The 16,860-nt window shown below is 45.3% G+C and carries 15 protein-coding genes; 9 read left to right on the forward strand and 6 right to left on the reverse strand.

Annotation, left to right across the window (positions count from 1 at the left end):
- Position 1: 1 nt before the first annotated feature.
- From IMZ16_RS06490 to IMZ16_RS06500, 3 genes are read right to left on the reverse strand one after another with little or no spacing between them, the layout of a single operon-like run.
- A complete protein-coding gene (locus tag IMZ16_RS06490) occupies positions 2–2,161 on the reverse strand; it encodes a patatin-like phospholipase family protein (protein ID WP_193439361.1) in 2,160 nt (719 codons plus the stop codon).
- Position 2,162: 1 nt separating this feature from the next.
- Positions 2,163–4,607: a bifunctional UDP-N-acetylmuramoyl-tripeptide:D-alanyl-D-alanine ligase/alanine racemase gene (locus IMZ16_RS06495; RefSeq protein WP_193439362.1), complete on the reverse strand. Its 2,445-nt coding sequence runs from the start codon at positions 4,605–4,607 to the stop codon at positions 2,163–2,165.
- Entirely contained in the window at positions 4,604–5,191 is a 588-nt protein-coding gene (locus IMZ16_RS06500; RefSeq protein WP_073180008.1) for a thymidine kinase, read from the reverse strand. Before IMZ16_RS06500 ends, IMZ16_RS06495 begins: the two co-directional genes overlap by 4 nt.
- A 61-nt stretch (positions 5,192–5,252) precedes the next feature.
- Between IMZ16_RS06500 and IMZ16_RS06505 the strand changes: the two genes are divergently transcribed.
- Genes IMZ16_RS06505 through fabG form a run of 3 tightly spaced genes read left to right on the forward strand, consistent with a single transcriptional unit; the run spans position 5,253 to position 7,732 of the window.
- The gene (locus IMZ16_RS06505; protein ID WP_193439363.1) at positions 5,253–6,305 is read left to right on the forward strand and encodes a hypothetical protein; all 1,053 of its coding nucleotides are present in this window, start codon (positions 5,253–5,255) and stop codon (positions 6,303–6,305) included.
- Between the two features lie 2 nt (positions 6,306–6,307).
- Positions 6,308–6,982, forward strand: a complete 675-nt coding sequence (gene rsmI, locus IMZ16_RS06510; RefSeq protein ID WP_193439364.1) for a 16S rRNA (cytidine(1402)-2'-O)-methyltransferase — start codon at positions 6,308–6,310, stop codon at positions 6,980–6,982.
- 12 nt (positions 6,983–6,994) lie between these two features.
- Positions 6,995–7,732 (forward strand): 3-oxoacyl-[acyl-carrier-protein] reductase, encoded by a 738-nt coding sequence (gene fabG, locus IMZ16_RS06515; RefSeq protein WP_193439365.1) that lies wholly within the window; start codon positions 6,995–6,997, stop codon positions 7,730–7,732.
- A 1-nt stretch (position 7,733) separates the two neighbouring features.
- On the opposite strand, the gene surE is transcribed toward fabG, so the two are convergent.
- Positions 7,734–8,504 (reverse strand): 5'/3'-nucleotidase SurE, encoded by a 771-nt coding sequence (gene surE, locus IMZ16_RS06520; protein WP_193439366.1) that lies wholly within the window; start codon positions 8,502–8,504, stop codon positions 7,734–7,736.
- A gap of 113 nt (positions 8,505–8,617) precedes the next feature.
- Here surE and IMZ16_RS06525 point away from each other — a divergent pair, with 113 nt between their 5' ends.
- The 6 genes from IMZ16_RS06525 to uvrB are packed head-to-tail and all read left to right on the forward strand — an operon-like array spanning position 8,618 to position 14,949.
- Positions 8,618–10,738, forward strand: a complete 2,121-nt coding sequence (locus tag IMZ16_RS06525; protein WP_193440817.1) for a carboxy terminal-processing peptidase — start codon at positions 8,618–8,620, stop codon at positions 10,736–10,738.
- A 25-nt stretch (positions 10,739–10,763) separates the two neighbouring features.
- The gene (locus IMZ16_RS06530) at positions 10,764–11,519 is read left to right on the forward strand and encodes an SDR family NAD(P)-dependent oxidoreductase (protein ID WP_193440818.1); all 756 of its coding nucleotides are present in this window, start codon (positions 10,764–10,766) and stop codon (positions 11,517–11,519) included.
- Positions 11,520–11,521: 2 nt separating this feature from the next.
- Positions 11,522–12,193: a tRNA (adenosine(37)-N6)-threonylcarbamoyltransferase complex dimerization subunit type 1 TsaB gene (gene tsaB, locus IMZ16_RS06535; protein ID WP_193439367.1), complete on the forward strand. Its 672-nt coding sequence runs from the start codon at positions 11,522–11,524 to the stop codon at positions 12,191–12,193.
- A gap of 56 nt (positions 12,194–12,249) precedes the next feature.
- The gene (locus IMZ16_RS06540; protein WP_193439368.1) at positions 12,250–12,597 is read left to right on the forward strand and encodes a type II toxin-antitoxin system RelE/ParE family toxin; all 348 of its coding nucleotides are present in this window, start codon (positions 12,250–12,252) and stop codon (positions 12,595–12,597) included.
- Complete coding sequence (locus IMZ16_RS06545) at positions 12,594–12,890, forward strand: helix-turn-helix domain-containing protein (protein WP_193439369.1); 297 nt, start codon at positions 12,594–12,596, stop codon at positions 12,888–12,890. Before IMZ16_RS06540 ends, IMZ16_RS06545 begins: the two co-directional genes overlap by 4 nt.
- 55 nt (positions 12,891–12,945) lie before the next feature.
- Positions 12,946–14,949, forward strand: coding sequence for an excinuclease ABC subunit UvrB (gene uvrB / locus IMZ16_RS06550; protein WP_193439370.1), 2,004 nt, complete (start codon positions 12,946–12,948; stop codon positions 14,947–14,949).
- A gap of 44 nt (positions 14,950–14,993) precedes the next feature.
- On the opposite strand, the gene IMZ16_RS06555 is transcribed toward uvrB, so the two are convergent.
- Positions 14,994–16,079, reverse strand: a complete 1,086-nt coding sequence (locus IMZ16_RS06555; protein ID WP_193439371.1) for an AI-2E family transporter — start codon at positions 16,077–16,079, stop codon at positions 14,994–14,996.
- 18 nt (positions 16,080–16,097) lie between these two features.
- Positions 16,098–16,832: a hypothetical protein gene (locus IMZ16_RS06560; RefSeq protein ID WP_073179993.1), complete on the reverse strand. Its 735-nt coding sequence runs from the start codon at positions 16,830–16,832 to the stop codon at positions 16,098–16,100.
- Positions 16,833–16,860 lie beyond the last annotated feature (28 nt).

A 16,860-nucleotide genomic window follows, 5' to 3' on the forward strand; every position in this document is an offset into this window, starting at 1 on the left:
TTTAAAACCAATGACCCATTATTACACTGAATACACCATTATAACCACTGTTCAGCGGCTGAGAAAAATCCACCCTAATCTGCCCGAACGGCGACCGGTAACCTCCGGAAATGCCAACGGAGTGATGAGATATCCGCAACACTTTTTTCATATCGCTGCCGGCAAATAAATTGGCGAGGGAGTAATGACCTGTAGCAAAGAAATTTCGTGCAAATTCCACCTGAAGATTGTTTTTAAATGAAAACAAATTATCAGTAGCAAGATCGCCAAAGCGGTATCCTGTAAAGGAGGTGAAAGTACCCAAAGGCTGCCCGATGACCGCCCCCGGCCGGAAGAGGTAAAAATGCGGTGCCTCTTTGCCGAGTGAAATGCCCGCAAAAGTATCAAGTGAAAAGGTAAAAACTCTGGAAAGCGGGAAAAAAGCTCTAAGATCCAGGGTAGTCTGCAGAACCTCGTCCGACGAGCTAGAAAATATATCCAGATAGCGTGCGCCGGCATCCAAATAGAGACCCCGGGTGGGGAAATCTTTCTGATCGCGCGTATCACTTTTGATAAAAAAGTAAGGATTAAAGTAATTGTGGGACTTGTTGCCCTGCCATCCTGGTGCGGAATTTATTTCATAATAATCGTGGCTGAGGCCGCCGCCGATCGCATACCGATCCAAGAATGTAGATTGCAGAAAGGCATTATTCCGTACCCAACCCCACTTTTCCTTGATGTCGTTCTGCGAGTTTTTCAACTGAAGTTTAAAGCCTGTGGAGCTTACACCAAAGCCCGGAAGATAGCCATTGTCAATAAAATAATTGAAGTAATATCTAGGCTGATCCCCAATGATGAAGTCTGCGGAAAGAATAGCATTGCGGAAAAGTACACGCTTGCCCGTGGCATTGATAAGCAGACCTGTTTTAAAAACATCGTCATAATGCAGGCCGAATTTCAGGAACAGCCTCGTGTCATCCTCCTGAAGCTCCAGGTGCAGCGTACTTTCAGAACCTCTTTTTTCAAGGTCATAATTGATGAATTCATAATTGCCTGTGGTGTAAAGCTTATCAATTTTCTCGTTAATCTGTAGGTAAGAAAGCTGCTCTGGGAGTTTAAGATTCATCTTCCCAAGCACATAATTTCTGCCGAAAATATTATTGCCTTCCATTACCACATCCTGTATCGGGTACTGCGCGTCCCTATCCGGGACTATAATCTTGTTGAGATTATTTCCTCGTTTCGGGAGCTTGTCGAGAATTTCGGCATATTTCAGCCCTTCCCTGTATCCTTGGGTCAGTAGTAATTCTTTTTCTCCGAAATCGGCAGAGGTTTTGTTCTTTAGATCGGGTTTTATATTGATGTCGGTAAAGCCATACTGCCGCTGCGTTTCCCTCTGTATCTGGAAATCTATGACTTGGTTCAATATGTCTACCACAGAATTGAGCTCCTCCCGGGTTGACAGTTCTTGGCTAAGATCAACGCCAATTACGATATCCATGCCCTTCTTTTTAAGATGTTCCGAAGGATAATTCACAGTGATTGCACCATCGATATAAATGCTGTCGCCAATTTTCACCGGATCCATAAGTGAGGGAAATGCGGAGCTCGCAAGGATGGCAGAAGGCAGATCCCCGCTCTCGAAGACCCGCATTTTACCGGTTTCTGCATTCGTGGCTACACACAGGAACGGTATGGGCAATCGGGAAAAATCCTCCGTTTCTGATACATGATGAAGAAGCTCCCGAAGTTTATTTCCCATTTTCTGCCCTTTGGCTACAGCTTTTGGTACGGCGTTAAATTTACCGTTTTTGTAAGGCACCGTCAGCAGATATTTGTCATTTCCTTTGTTATAAAAGGTGTTTTTGCCCCACTCCTTTTCATTAAGGATGAGGTCAAAAAAATCCGTATCCCGCACCACTTTCTCAATTTCCTTGGCGCTGTAGCCACTTGCGTACAGCCCACCAACAATCGAGCCCATACTCGTGCCGGAGATATAATCCACCTTCACGCCCAGGGAGTCCATTACCTTTAGCACGCCTACATGCGCGAAGCCTTTGGCGCCGCCACCTGCGAGAGAGAGACCGATCTTAGCGTCTGGCGGTATACTGAGCGGTTCTTTCACCTGAGAAAAAAATCCGGAGGAGACGAAAGCAAAAAAAATAAACAGAAATTTTTTCATTTTAATCTTTGATGTAAATGCGTTTTACTCTTGAAGAAATGGATGTTAAAACTTCGTAAGGTATTGTATCACAATAATTTGCAAAGTCTTGGAGCGACGGGTCATTGTGAAAGATGATGACCTCATCACCCTCCTCCGCGGCAGCATCGCCGAGGTCTATCATCAGCATATCCATACACACAGAACCTACGATGGGGCAAAGTTTGCCACCTACGGATACACTGCCTTTACCCCCGCTCAGCGAGCGGCGAATTCCATCTGCGTAGCCCACTGGGATAGTGGCGATTCTCGTTTCTTTAGCAGCGGAGTATCTTCTGCCGTACCCTACGGTTTCGCCGGGTTTTAGCACCGATATCTGAGAGATTACTGTCTTGAACGCCACTACCGGCTGCAGCTCATTCTGGAGCAGTCTGTTGGCAGAAATTCCATACATACCAATTCCCAGCCTCACCATATCATACTGATATTCAGGGAATAAGCTAATTCCGGCGCTGTTGCAGATGTGGCGCATAGGCCTGTAGCCTAATTCCTCGCTTAGTTTTGCGGACATCCGTTCGAAATTTTCTGCCTGAAAGTGGACGAAACCACTTTCCTCGGGCATATCCGCGGTAGCAAAGTGGCTGAAAATACTTTTCACCACCACATTTTTAGTCTTTAGTAGCGCTGCGAGCTCCATAAGTCCCTTTTCCTCAAAGCCAAGGCGGTTCATCCCTGTTTCTAGCTTGATGTGTACCGGGAATGCCTCCTGAATCCCTTTTTCCGCCAAAGCCTTCGAAAAAAGCTCCAGCACGCGAAAGCTGTAGATCTCTGGCTCCAGCCCAAAATCAATTACAGTACCATAACTGTGCTGTTCGGGATTCATTACCATAATGGGTACCGTAATGCCTTTTTTCCGCAGTTCCGCGCCCTCGTCTGCGAACGCAACACCCAGATAATCAATATGATGATGCTGAAGAAATTCCGAAATTTCGAAACTACCTACTCCGTAGGCATTGGCTTTTACCATTGCCATTAGCCTGGTTTCCTGGCGCAGGAAGTCACGGTGGCGGTTGATATTGTGCAGCAGGGAATTAAGGTTTATTTCCAAAACTGTATCGTGCTTCTGCAGCTGGAGGAATTTTGAAATATCTTCCATCCGGAATTTCCTTGCGCCTTTAACAAGGATCAGTGAGTGGGAAATGAGCGTAAGGATTCCGCTTTGCAAAAGAGCTTGTGTGTCTGGGAAAGAATGGGTATCAGCAATGAGGCCGTGCTGGTATTTAGGAAATTCTTCGCCCACTAAAATAATTCTGCTGAAACTTTGAGCGTTGATTAATTTAACGATTTCTGGATAAAATTTTTCCGGAGACCGGACTTCTGCAAAATCGCTGATGATCAAAATTTTGTTTTCATTCTGATACTCCTGAAGTGACTGAAAAGCAACGGATAAAGAGTCCCTATCCAGCGTGTAAGAATCATTAATTATTAGGTTCCTGCGTATTCCTTTCACGCTCTCCATCCGCATTTCTATTGGACGAAGCTGAGAAATTTTTTGAGAAATTTTTTCTGGAGAGAAATTAAAATAATTTAATATTCCTGCGATGATAAGAACATTGCATAGAAATTGGTCATCCTTGTAACAGATTGGTAATGAGAGTTTAACCTTAAAATTATTAATTACAATACAGATTGTATCATCTGCGGCTTTTATCGGGTATATGTCATTCTGGGGTGATAAACCGAAGCTAATAATTTGTTTTCTGTCGAATTTTCCTCGAACTGCTGCAGTGATTCGGGTATCATCACCGTTGTAAAAAATGACTTTTGAATTCTGAAAGAGTTTTAATTTTTCTTCTACATGTTGCTCAAAACTCTGAAAATGAGACGAGTGAGCGAAGCCAACATTCGTAAGCACCCCAATTTCTGGCTGCAGCACTTCTTCCTGCAATTCCATTTCGCCTGGTTGAGAAATCCCAACCTCGAAAATTCCTAGTTGATGTTGGGCATCCGCAAGGAGGATGGATAACGGCAGACCAATTTGAGAATTATAGCTTTTAGGACTTTTCACGGTGCGGAACTCTGGCAGCAGACATTGGTATAGCCATTCTTTCACAACCGTTTTCCCGTTGCTTCCGGTAATTCCGATCTTCGTCATCCTAGAAAAATTATTCAGATGGGCTATTGCAAGCCGGCGAAGAAACGAAATCGCATCGCTACATTTTATCCATGTAATGTCCTGATTATCAATTTCTAAACTCTCAGAAATAATAACCTTGATACCCTTAGAAACAGCATCGGTGATAAATTTTTCTCCGGAATTCCGAGCCGTCCGTATAGCAATAAAAGCAGTTTTTTCAGAAGAGAAAATGCTTCGGCTGTCAATCGCGATATTTTCTATGACTAGTTCCGCATCCCCAGCAAACTGCGAATTGGTCAGCTCAGCGAGTTCTCTTACGCTGTACCTCATCCCCTTTTAGTTTTTACTTCCTTTACAAAAATTTTCCGGCTCACGGCTTCATATTTTTCGGTTTCCCCCAGCTCCACCAGTTGGTTGCCACCGCTGACTCTCATCGAGTAATTTGCCAAATTTCCTGTCCGCCTGCAAATCGCGTGAACCTTCGTCACATATTCTGCCGTTGCCATCAGGTAAGGCATCGGGCCGAAAGGGCGGCCTAAAAAATCCATATCAAGACCAGCAATTACCACGCGTATTCCACTGTCTGCCAATGTGTTAGCTATTTCCACAATGCTCTCGTCGAAGAACTGCGCTTCATCAATACCCACCACTTCACAATCGCTCGCCAAAAGTAAAATTTCGTTCGGCGAATGCACCGCCGTGGAACGGATTTTCGTCTGGTTGTGCGAAACCACATTGCTTTCATCGTACCGGGAATCGATGCTCGGCTTGAAGATTTCCACGCATTGTCCCGCCATTTCGGCGCGCCGCAACCTGCGTATCAGCTCCTCGGTTTTTCCCGAAAACATTGAGCCGCAGATGACTTCCATCCAGCCGCTCTGCTTGCTGTGGTTTATTGTATTTTCTAAAAACATTTGCTATTTTAGCCGTAAAATAATCTCCAAAATTACGGAAATTTAAAAACCTCCTTGCCCGATGAAGACAGCCCTCAAAGAATCTGCCGAATTTATTTTCAACGAATGTCAAATACGGCTTAAACAATTGTCAGAACTCAATTCTCCGCAAGATTTAGTGGAAAAAATAAATGAGCTGAAGGAGCTGCCAAAGTTTGCAGAAACGCTTAGGATTCTCCTAAGTTTTGGAGATTTACCAATGGAAGAACCGCCTATGTATCCCATTGAAAACCAGTTAATAAACTCAAAAAAAATCGTTGAGGAGGAAGATATCAATATTGAACGATTACAGGAAGATGTCGAATCTTTCACGAATGCAGAAATATCGGAAAACCCAGTAGAAAAGGATGATATTTCTGAAGTTTCAGAGATGAATTTTTTAGAAACTGTTCGCGAACCCGTGTCTCAGGATGAGCCAGAAATTTCCTCGGAAGATTCATTGTTTAGCGCTGAAGCTTTCTCTACAGAAGAGGTAGATACGGAAAAATTTTTGGAAAATTATTGGAAAAAGTACAGCACAGCGGAGCCTGCAAGGGAAATGAGTGCGGAGGAAGAAGCCAAAAAATTGTCCGATCTTCAGCAGGAAGAAATGCTCATTGAAGCTACAATTGATGAGAATCTATACGAAAAAAATGTTAGGATCCGTGAGGAGGAAATTTTGCAGGAAGAAAAGTTTCTCTCAGAAAATGCAAAGCAGGAAATTCCAGAAACCCCTGTTCAGCAGACAGGCAACAAAATTAAGCTCGCCAATATCAAGGCTTTCAGCAAAAATCAACCTTCACTTTTTGATGAGCACACAGAGGATAATTTTTTGAGCTTAACTTCTGAAAATCAAACTCATACAAAGACTAAACCTGACTTCAAATTAGATTTGAACGACCGCATTGCCTTCACTAAAAATTTGTTTAATAATAGCCAAACCGATCTGAACGATTCCATTAAAACGCTCAATTCTTTCGAGACTTTGGAAGAGGCGCAGGAATATTTGAGCGAAGTTTATTACGACCGAAATTGGAAGAAAGTTGATGAGTATGCACAGCGGCTTTGGTCTTTGGTGGAGAACAAATTCCTGTAGTTTTGTCAGGCATACTTTATTTCGTTCCTACGCCGATTGGAAATTTGGAAGATATGACTTTCAGGGCGGTAAATGTCTTGAAATCAGTGGATTATGTACTTTGCGAAGACACGAGGACTTCTGGTGTTCTGCTTAAACATTTCGAAATTTCACGGCCGCTGAAAGCCTATCATATGCACAATGAGCATCAGGCTACGGAAAAGGTGATTCAGGATTTGAAGCTTGGGCAGAACATCGCCATCATCTCCGATGCAGGAACGCCCGGAATTTCCGATCCTGGTTATCTTCTTGCAAAAGCGGTGGCAGATGAAGGCCTGGAAATGATTTGCTTGCCCGGCGCTACGGCCTTCGTTCCGGCACTCGTAGTTTCCGGCTTGCCGAATAATGAATTCCTTTTTGCCGGATTTTTACCGCAGAAAAAAGGCCGGCAAACCAAGCTGAAACAATTGGCGGAAGAGAAAAAAACCGTGGTGCTTTATGAAAGTCCACACAAGATAAACTCAACTTTGCAGCAGATAAAAGTTTTTTTCGGCGAAGAAACAAAGGTAAGTCTTAGCCGTGAAATTTCGAAGAAGTTTGAAGAAACTAAAAGAGGGACAATCAATGAGTTAATTGAGTTTGCTGAAAGTAAAAATTTAAAGGGTGAGATTGTCCTCGTGATTAATAATTCGATATAAAAAATTTTGTAAATGGGATTACTTGAAGGAAAAGTGGCGATTGTAACCGGTGGAACTCGCGGAATAGGAAAAGGCATCGTAGAAGCCTTCGTGAAACAGGGCGCAAAAGTAGCCTTCACTTACGCAGGCTCGGTAGAAAAAGCCAACGAAATTTCGGCGCAGTTTGGCGACAGCGTTAAGGCATATCAATCGGATGCTTCCGATTTTGATGCAGCGCAAAAGCTTGTGGATGAGGTACTTACAGATTTCGGTGCGGTAGATGTGCTCATCAACAATGCCGGAATTACCAAAGACAATCTGCTGCTAAGGATGTCCAAAGAAGATTGGGATGCGGTGCTGCGCGTAAACCTTGATTCCGTGTTCAATCTCACAAAAGCCGTTACCAAGCCGATGATGAAAGCCAGGGCAGGCTCTATCATTAATATGACTTCGGTGGTTGGTGTGAAGGGCAATGCTGGCCAGGCGAATTATGCCGCTTCCAAGGCCGGTGTCATAGGTTTTACAAAATCCGTGGCGCTGGAGCTTGGTTCCAGAAACATCCGCTGTAACGCGATTGCGCCAGGCTTCATTGAAACGGAAATGACGGCAGCGCTCGATGAGAAAGCCGTGCAAACTTGGCGGGATGGCATCCCATTGAAACGCGGCGGCTTGCCGGAAGATGTGGCTAATGCCTGCGTTTTCCTTGCCAGCGATTTGTCGGCGTATGTTACAGGCCAGGTGCTGAATGTGGATGGCGGAATGCTGACTTAAATCAAAATTCCAAAGTCTGGCGCAGAGTGCCGATATGTTCGTAAGCCGTAAGGTCGAACTTCACCGGAACAATTGAAATGTAGCCTTCGGAAAGCGCGTTCTCATCGGCATCGGCGCTCTCATCCATATTGTTGAAGTACCCGGTAAGCCAGTAGTATTTCTTGCCGTGCGGGTTCACGCGCTCGTCAAAATTCTCTTCCCATTTTGCATCGGCCTGCTTGCAGACTTTCACGCCCTTTATCTCATTTTCAGGAAGTTTCGGGATGTTCACATTCAGCACAACGCCCTTTGGCAAAGAGTTTTCCAGAACGCGGCGCACAATGCTTTGGATGAATTTTTTAGCCTGAAGAAAATCGGCATCCCAGGAAAAATCCAGCAGAGAGAAACCGATGGCCTGAAGCCCTTCCACACCGGCTTCTACAGCGGCACTCATCGTGCCGGAATAGATGACATTGATGGAGGAATTCGCACCGTGGTTGATGCCGGAAACCACAAGGTCCGGGCGGCGCGGCAAAATTTTATCCAGCGCAAACTTCACGCAATCCACCGGTGTTCCGCCGAGGGAAAAATCGCGCTGCGGACCTTCCAGGCTGATTTCTTCGAACATCAGGGTAGAATTGATGGTGATGGCGTGGCCTTTTCCGCTTTGCGGGGAATTGGGCGCCACCACGATTACATCGCCTATCTCGTTCATAAATTCGGTGAGGTGCCTTACACCAGGTGCCGTTATGCCGTCGTCATTTGTCACTAATATCAGTGGTTTCTCTGTCATTTTTTCATTTTCCGCAAATTTAAGTAAATTTAAAGCCAAAATCAGGAAATAGGTCTTAAATTTGGTGGCTAAAAATTCGCGCCAGCAAAGCGCTTTTGCCTTTTATGAAAAATATATTTAAACAACTGAAACTAAACACCTTACTGCTGTTCATCCCGCTTACCACGCTGATGTTCTGCTTTAATGCGCCGAAGGATGATAATGAGAAAATGTCCACCATTATGGTGAGTGTGAAGAACACACTCTCCTATCTCCATTACAGCCCGAAGCCCATTAATGATGCCTACTCTGCGGATGTTTACAAGAAATATTTTGAGTATATCGACCCTTCGAAGCGCTACTTTCTGCAGTCGGATATGAATGAATTTGCAAAGCACGAAACAAAGCTTGATGATTATCTGAAAACAGGCGACCTTACCTTTTTCAACCTGACCCACGACAGGCTAATGAAGCGGATTGACGATGCTGAGGCGATCACGAAGGACATATTCAGCAAGCCGATTAATTTCAATGAAGATGAAAGCCTTGTGCTGGAACCCAAGGTAAAGACCGCGCCGAGAGACCAGAAGGAAATGTATGCCGAGTGGCGAAAATTCATCAAATACAATATCTTACAGGAAATAGAAACTCTGAAATCCCGCGAAGAATCTCAGCAGAAAAAGAAGGATTCCTTCCAGAGGAACAAACTACCGGATACTGTAAATGTGAAAATCCTGACGCCGGAGGAAAAAATGACGAAGGCAACTTCCGAAGTGAAAGACCTGCTTGGCAATTCCTTTAAGAGGATAAAAAAAGTAAAAAAAATGGACTGGTTTTCCAGGTATATGAATTCCTACACGCTGGTTTTCGATCCACACACCAATTATTTTTCGCCAAGGGACAAGGAAGATTTCGATACGCAGTTTGTCGGGAAAATCATCGGAATCGGGGCGCTCATCAAGGAAAGCAAGGGCTACCTGGAGCTTGGCGAGCTTACCGTAGGTGCGCCGGCGTGGAAATCTAAACAGCTTTCGGAGGGGGATAAAATTTTAAAAATAAAATCCAAACCAAAAGAGCAGGCAGTGAATGCCATAGGAATGCTGAGCGAGGACGCTGTCCGCCTGATCCGCGGTGCCAAAGGAACGCCGGTAACGCTAACGGTACAGAAAAAAGACGGTACCGTACAGGAGGTGACGATGATCCGCGAGGAAGTTTCCATAGAGGATACATTTGCACGAAGCATTATGATCACTGCCAAAGACGGAAAAAAATACGGCTTCATTTATTTACCTAGCTTTAATGCGGACTTCAATGATCCGAAGGGCAGAAACGCCAGTGATGATGTAAAGGCAGAACTCCTAAAGCTGAAGGCGGGAGGAGCGCAGGGCATCATCCTCGACCTTAGAAATAACGGCGGTGGCTCGCTCACGGAAGTTGGCGATATTATGGGCCTGTTTATGAACGAAGGGCCGTATGTGCAGGTAAAGGATGGCAACGGTAAGATCCAGACCCTCCGAAACAAGACTAACAGCCCAATATGGACGGGGCCGCTGCTCATTATGCAGAACGAATTTTCCGCCTCGGCATCGGAAATTCTTGCCGGCGAAATGCAAGATTATGGCCGTGCAGTGGTGCTTGGCTCGCCGCAAAGTTTCGGGAAAGGTACGGTGCAAACCTTCGTGGATTTGAACCGTTTTCTAGATACCTCCGATGATTTCGGCTCGCTGAAAATGACGATTCAGAAATTCTATAGGGTAACGGGAGAATCCACGCAAAGAAAGGGCATCGAGGCTGATATCAAAATGAAAGACCTTTTCAGCCACGCAGAAGTGGGCGAGCGATATGTGGATTTCGCATTGGCGTGGGATAAAATCCCGGCGGTAAAATTTCAGCCAGTGGACAGAGTAAACCCGAATGAATTGGCGGTACGCAGCGCGGCGAGGCTTGAGGAAAACCCTCAGTACAATCTTTTAATACAGTCTGTAGAGTGGAAAGAATCACTGGATAAAGAGGAACGCATCACCGTAAACCGGGCAAAATTTGATGAGCTGATGAAGCAGCGCAAGGAACAGATTAAAAAGTTTGAATCGCTGCAAAAATTCAACAACGGCTTGCAGTTTACCTTAACGAAGGATGAAATTGTTCGCGAGACCAAGGATGATATTTATAAGAAAAAAACCGAAAACTGGATTAAGAATCTTCGCAGGGACATTTATCTGCAGGAAGCGGTAAATGTGCTTTCGGATATGAAATAAAACTTTCACCGTTAATTTTTTAACAATTAAAATGACAGCATTAATCACCGGTGCAACTTCTGGCATAGGAAAGGCCACGGCAAGAATTTTCGCAGAGCAGGGCAAGAAACTCCTCCTTTGCGGAAGAAGAGAAGCTTTGCTGAAAAGTTTGGCGAACGAGCTTTCCCAGAAAACCGAAGTGCACACCCTGGTTTTCGATGTGCGGAAATTCGAAGAGGTGGAAAAGGCGATAAATTCCATCCCGAAAGATTTTTCCACCATAAATATTCTGGTGAACAGCGCCGGAAATGCGCACGGCCTGGATTTGCTGGAAGACGCTTCCATAGAAGACTTGGACGCGATGATTGACGGAAATGTGCAGGGGCTGCTGTATGTTTCCAAGCTGATAATTCCACGGTTGAAGGCGCAAAAAAGCGGCCATATTGTGAACATCAGCTCCATCGCTGCGCTCAGAACTTACCGAAACGGCATTGCGTACAGCGCTTCCAAAAGGGCGGTGGACGGTATTTCTGAAGGGATGAGGGCGGAGCTTACCGAGTTTGGAATCAAGGTGACGAACATTCGTCCTGGTGCTGTGGCTACGGAGTTTTCGGAGGTGCGTTTCAAGGGCGATAAAACCCGTGCTGCCGCCGTTTACGAAGGCTACGAAGCCTTGCTGGCGGAAGATATTGCCGATGTGATTTCGTACTGCGTGAATCTTCCGAACCGAGTTTCCATTTCGGATTTAACGATCTACCCGAAAGCCCAGCTGGAAGCGCAAACGATTTACAAAACACTTTAAGTTTGAAAATTCTGCACCTGGAAACCTCGTCGAGAAACTGTTCCGTAGCCGTTTCGGAAGGCAGGGAATTGCTGTGCCTTTGCGAAGAAATTTCGGATGGGTACAAGCAGTCCGAAAAGCTGCATCGCTTTGTGGAATGGGCTTTGGAGGGTGCGGAAATTTCTCTACAGGATTTGGATGCCGTGGCATTGAGCCAAGGGCCCGGTTCATACACGGGCTTGAGGATTGGCGCTGCTTCGGCGAAAGGTTTTTGCTTTGCAATGGAAATCCCGATGATTGCTGTGGATACGATGCTATCAATGGTGCAACCTTTTGAAAATCAGGGATTTGATTACATTGTTCCGCTGATTGATGCCAGAAGGATGGAGGTTTACACGGCAATTTACGACGGGAAAACCGGTGCGGAAATTCAGGTTGCCACCAACCTTATTTTGGATGAAAATTCTTTTGCCGAACTTGAAAACCGAAAAATTCTTTTCGTGGGTGACGGTGCAAAAAAGGCGTCAGAAGTTTTAAAAGTGAAGGCGGAATTCCAGCCTGAAGTTTTTCCTTCTGCTCAATTTATGGTGAGAGCTGCCTCCCAAAAATTTGAAAATAAAGACTTTGTAGATGTCGCTTACTTTGAGCCGTTTTACCTGAAAGAATTTCAGGGCGTGAAGAAGCCTGGCAAATAAAGTGTGTTTTTTCTGTTGCACTAAAGGAAAACTTTTAACTTTGCAGAAGGTTTGGTATGAAATACAGAAAAGTATTTTTTTTCAGGGATTATTTCCAAAAATTTTTTGAGAAACTGAACAAGAAAGTGAAGTCTAAAATAGTGTGGACTTTGGAGCTGCTTGAAGATTTGGAGAGAATTCCTGAAACTTACCTCAAACATATTGAAAGTACGGATGGACTTTACGAAATCAGAGTAAAGCACGGCAGCGATATTTTCAGGATTTTCTGTTTTTTCGATGAAGGCAAATTAATTGTTGTTGCCAACGGTTTTCAGAAGAAAACGCAAAAAACACCAAGGTCAGAAATTGAAACGGCATTGAAAATCAAGGAATTATACTATTCGGAAAAAGTAACGCAAAAATGAAAAAAAGTTTAACATCACTCGAAGAATTTAAAACTAAAAATTTTGGTGAAGCTGGTTCTGAGGACAGAAATGAGCTTGAAACCGGTTATCAAAATTTTAAAATCGGTGCGATGATTCAGCAGGCAAGGCTGGAAAAGGGCCTCACACAGCAGCAGCTTGCAGAGAAGGTGGGTACCACGAAATCTTACATTTCCAAGATTGAAAATGATATTAAGGAAGCGAGAATTTCAACGCTGCAAAAAATTGTAAAGGAAGGTTTTGGCGGTCAGCTTGATTTATCCATCAAGTATTGAGGTATAGCAGTCAATCACCTTTGCAACTATTTGATTTACAATACTTAAGCTAAAAATGAAATTCCAACTGAAATCTGATTTTAAGCCGACAGGTGATCAGCCGAATGCCATCCAGAAACTTTCGGAAGGTATAGAAGTGGGAGAGAAGTACCAAACTTTGCTCGGCGTTACAGGTTCTGGAAAAACCTTTACCATAGCCAATGTGGTGAACAATGTGCAGCGGCCTACTTTGGTGCTGGCGCACAATAAAACCCTGGCAGCGCAGCTTTTTATGGAGTTCAAGGAGTTTTTCCCGCAAAACGCGGTGGAATACTTCGTGTCCTACTACGATTATTATCAGCCGGAAGCCTACATCGCTTCGTCGGGAACTTACATCGAAAAGGATTTGAGCATCAATGAAGAAGTGGAAAAACTGCGGCTTTCCGCCACGGCAAGCCTGCTTTCCGGGAGAAGGGATGTGCTCATCGTGGCGTCGGTTTCCTGCATCTACGGTATCGGCAATCCCACGGAATTCCACAAGTCGCTGATTTCCATAAAGGCAGGCGAAAAAGTAACGAGAACCGCGCTGCTGCACGCCCTGGTGAATGCGCTTTATTCCCGCTCAATCAACGAGTTTCAGCGCGGAACTTTCCGCGTGAAAGGTGATGTGGTGGATGTTTTCCCGGCTTATGCGGATAATGCCATCCGTGTTCAGTTTTTCGGTGATGAGATTGAGAAGATCCAAACTTTCGACCCGATTTCTGGAAATGTGGAATCGGATTTTGAGCAAATTCAAATTTACCCTGCCAACCTTTTCGTGACGACAAAGGAAACGCAGCAAACGGCAATCCGCGAAATACAGGACGATTTGGTAAAGCAGGTAGATTTCTTCACCGAATTGGAAAAACCGCTGGAAGCCAAGCGCTTACAGGAAAGAACCGAGCTGGATCTGGAAATGATGAAGGAGCTGGGCTACTGCAGCGGCATCGAAAATTACTCAAGATATTTCGACAGAAGGCTGCCGGGAACACGACCTTTCTGCCTTTTGGATTATTTCCCGAAAGATTATCTGATGGTCATCGATGAAAGCCATGTTACAATTCCACAAGTTCACGCAATGTACGGTGGCGACAGAAGCCGGAAGGAAGCCCTGGTGGAATACGGTTTCCGCTTGCCTGCAGCTTTGGACAATAGGCCCCTGAAATTCGAGGAATTTGAAGGGATGCAGAATCAGGTCATCTATGTTTCGGCAACGCCGGCAGATTACGAGCTGGAAAAAACCGGCGGCATTTTCGTGGAGCAAATCATCCGCCCAACTGGCCTCTTGGACCCGGAAATTGAAATCCGCCCGACGATTAATCAGATTGATGATCTGATGGAGGAAATCCAGAAGCGCGCAGAAATTGACGAGAGAGTGCTGGTGACCACATTAACCAAGAAAATGGCGGAAGAGCTTACCAAGTATTTCACGAAATTTGGCATACGCTGCCGCTACATCCATTCCGATGTGGAAACGCTGGAACGCATACAGATTATGCAGGATTTACGCACGGGGCTCTTCGATGTATTAATCGGCGTGAATCTTTTGCGCGAAGGGCTGGATTTGCCGGAAGTTTCGCTGGTTGCCATTCTGGACGCCGATAAGGAAGGGATGCTGCGCTCAAGACGCTCGATGATTCAGACGGTAGGCCGTGCGGCAAGGAACATTAACGGAAAGGCGATAATGTATGCTGATAGCATCACGGGCAGTATGCAGCGCACGATAGAAGAAACGGACTACCGCCGCAGAAAGCAGCAGGAATACAACGAGGCGCACGGCATAGTGCCAAAGCAGGTGAACAAGAAAATTTCCGAGGCGCTGGTTGGCAGGGCGAAAGATTTCCCTGATGAAAAGTACACCCAAAAGGAAATCCTGAAAAGCGTGGCGGAAGACCGTGCGAACTACAACGCGGAAGATTTAGAGCAGCTGATTGCCAAGAAGCAGAAGGAAATGGAGGCCGCCGCGAAGAATCTGGACTTCATCAAGGCTGCGAAAATCCGCGATGAAATCAAAGCGCTGAAGGAAGGGATTTCTGCTTAGGTTTTCAACAAAAAACCTCGGGAAATTTTCCTGAGGTTTGTTTTTTAAAGCATTAAATCAATCTTTTTCTCAATGGGTTGCTCGCCAAGGTGCAAGTCTGGAGGGGTATCTTCGTCGGAGAATTCATTGGCATAAACCTGGATGAGGAGGAGCGTCATAGATACGAGAATAGGGCCAAAGATCAGGCCGATAAACCCGAAGAGATTTACCCCCATAATGATACCAAAAACCGTATTCAGCGGGTGGATGTCCTCAAGTTTTTTCAAAACGGTAAATCTCAGTACATTGTCGGTAGTTCCCACCACAATCAGGCAGTACAGCGTAAGCCCGATGGCGTTGCCCGTATCACCTATTGCAAACATGTAGAGCACTACGGGCACCCAGACAATCATCGTCCCCACCACCGGCAGCACCGATGCTATCGCCGTAAGCACGAAGAGCAGCGCAGCACTTGGCGCCCCGAAAATGAGGTAGCCAATCAACGCGAACAGGCCCTGGCCTATGGCAGTCACCGGCAGCCCTACGGCGTTCGCCATTACCAGCTTGCGGAATTTTTCCCCAATCATATTTACATTCGTTCTCTTCAGGGGAAGCAGCTGGGCAGCCGTTTGTTCAAATTTGCGTGGATTGGCAAGCATAAAATACAGAATGAAGAACATGGAAAGCACCACAGTAAGCGTATTCACAGTTTCGTTCACCAGGGAAGTCCCAATTCTGCTTATGGAGCCCTGCAGCTTGTCCATATTTCCTTTGCTCAGGAGGTCAATATTCGTTTTCTCATAAACATACTCCTGAGACTTCAGGATGTACTCATTAATCTGGCTCATATACTGCTGAGAGCTGCCGATTTTCTGTACCAACAAGTCACCTATAAAATACATCGGGATGATGATTACCACCAGGCATAGAAGGATTATTACACTAGTAGCGAGCGCGGGCTTCCATTTTTTCTTTTCCTGCAGATAGAAATTCAGATCGCGCGTCACCACATACAGCGTAATGGCGCCCAGCAGAGACGGGATGAAGAGTAGCAGATTTTTTACGATGAGGTACAGCAGCCCTACAATCACCCCGATGAGGAGGATTTGCTTTACCTTTACATTGCTGATTTGTTGAGGGTTGTAGGACATTTCAGATAATTAAAAAAATTAAATATTTCCATAGATTGGCCTTGGCCTGCCCACGAAGGCGCAGTATGCGGAGTACATAGCCACGAAAATGAAGGGATAAGTAAGAATAATACCGACGAAGCACAGCAACAAGCCTGCTAAGCTGATGAGAGCGCTGAGGATAAAAATGCCGAGGAATGCGCCGTAGTTCTCCTTCGCGATATTTACAGATTTTTTTATTGCCTCTATCGCTGTAGCATTTTCAAATAGCACGATCGGGTAGCCGAGCATAAATAAAGGCGCCACGAATAAGCCCGGCAGAAAGCAAAGTGAGAAGGAAAAGGATAAGATTATACCCGAAAGAAGCCCGTAGAGAAGGACCTGACCGAAATTCTGCCTGTAGTAAACAAACAAATCACGGAATTCCGGGCGGTGCCCGTTATGATATTTGCTGGCAATGTATATCACGCCCGCAAGCAGTGGGGAGAGCAGGATACCTATAATCCCGCTGACCACCGACATGGTGCTGTATTGCGAAACAAGCTCGGGATCCAGTCTTGAAAAATCTCCGCCGGACTGCTGCACCTGCCTCATAAACTCCTGAGAATCAAAAGGGAAGAGAGCCCCAAGAAGGGAATTTAGAACAATATAAAGAACGGTGGCCAGCAGGGCATAGGCAAAGATGCCCTTGTAAAGATTAAAAGCGTGGCTGATGACGCCGCTTGTACTGCGCTCCGGGATTTCCTGCGCCGGATTTAAGTTGAAATTTTCCATAAATTTTTATTTATAAACTTGGCTCAAA

The organism is Cruoricaptor ignavus (genome assembly GCF_014961145.1).
GTDB classification, from domain to species: Bacteria; Bacteroidota; Bacteroidia; order Flavobacteriales; family Weeksellaceae; genus Cruoricaptor; species Cruoricaptor ignavus.

Coding starts and splice junctions, on each gene's coding strand:
- IMZ16_RS06490 (WP_193439361.1), bottom strand. CDS start 2,161: ATGAAAAAATTTCTGTTTATTTTTTTTGCTTTCGTCTCCTCCGGATTT.
- IMZ16_RS06495 (WP_193439362.1), bottom strand. CDS start 4,607: ATGAGGTACAGCGTAAGAGAACTCGCTGAGCTGACCAATTCGCAGTTT.
- IMZ16_RS06500 (WP_073180008.1), bottom strand. CDS start 5,191: ATGTTTTTAGAAAATACAATAAACCACAGCAAGCAGAGCGGCTGGATG.
- IMZ16_RS06505 (WP_193439363.1), top strand. CDS start 5,253: ATGAAGACAGCCCTCAAAGAATCTGCCGAATTTATTTTCAACGAATGT.
- fabG (WP_193439365.1), top strand. CDS start 6,995: ATGGGATTACTTGAAGGAAAAGTGGCGATTGTAACCGGTGGAACTCGC.
- surE (WP_193439366.1), bottom strand. CDS start 8,504: ATGACAGAGAAACCACTGATATTAGTGACAAATGACGACGGCATAACG.
- IMZ16_RS06540 (WP_193439368.1), top strand. CDS start 12,250: ATGAAATACAGAAAAGTATTTTTTTTCAGGGATTATTTCCAAAAATTT.
- IMZ16_RS06545 (WP_193439369.1), top strand. CDS start 12,594: ATGAAAAAAAGTTTAACATCACTCGAAGAATTTAAAACTAAAAATTTT.
- uvrB (WP_193439370.1), top strand. CDS start 12,946: ATGAAATTCCAACTGAAATCTGATTTTAAGCCGACAGGTGATCAGCCG.
- IMZ16_RS06555 (WP_193439371.1), bottom strand. CDS start 16,079: ATGTCCTACAACCCTCAACAAATCAGCAATGTAAAGGTAAAGCAAATC.
- IMZ16_RS06560 (WP_073179993.1), bottom strand. CDS start 16,832: ATGGAAAATTTCAACTTAAATCCGGCGCAGGAAATCCCGGAGCGCAGT.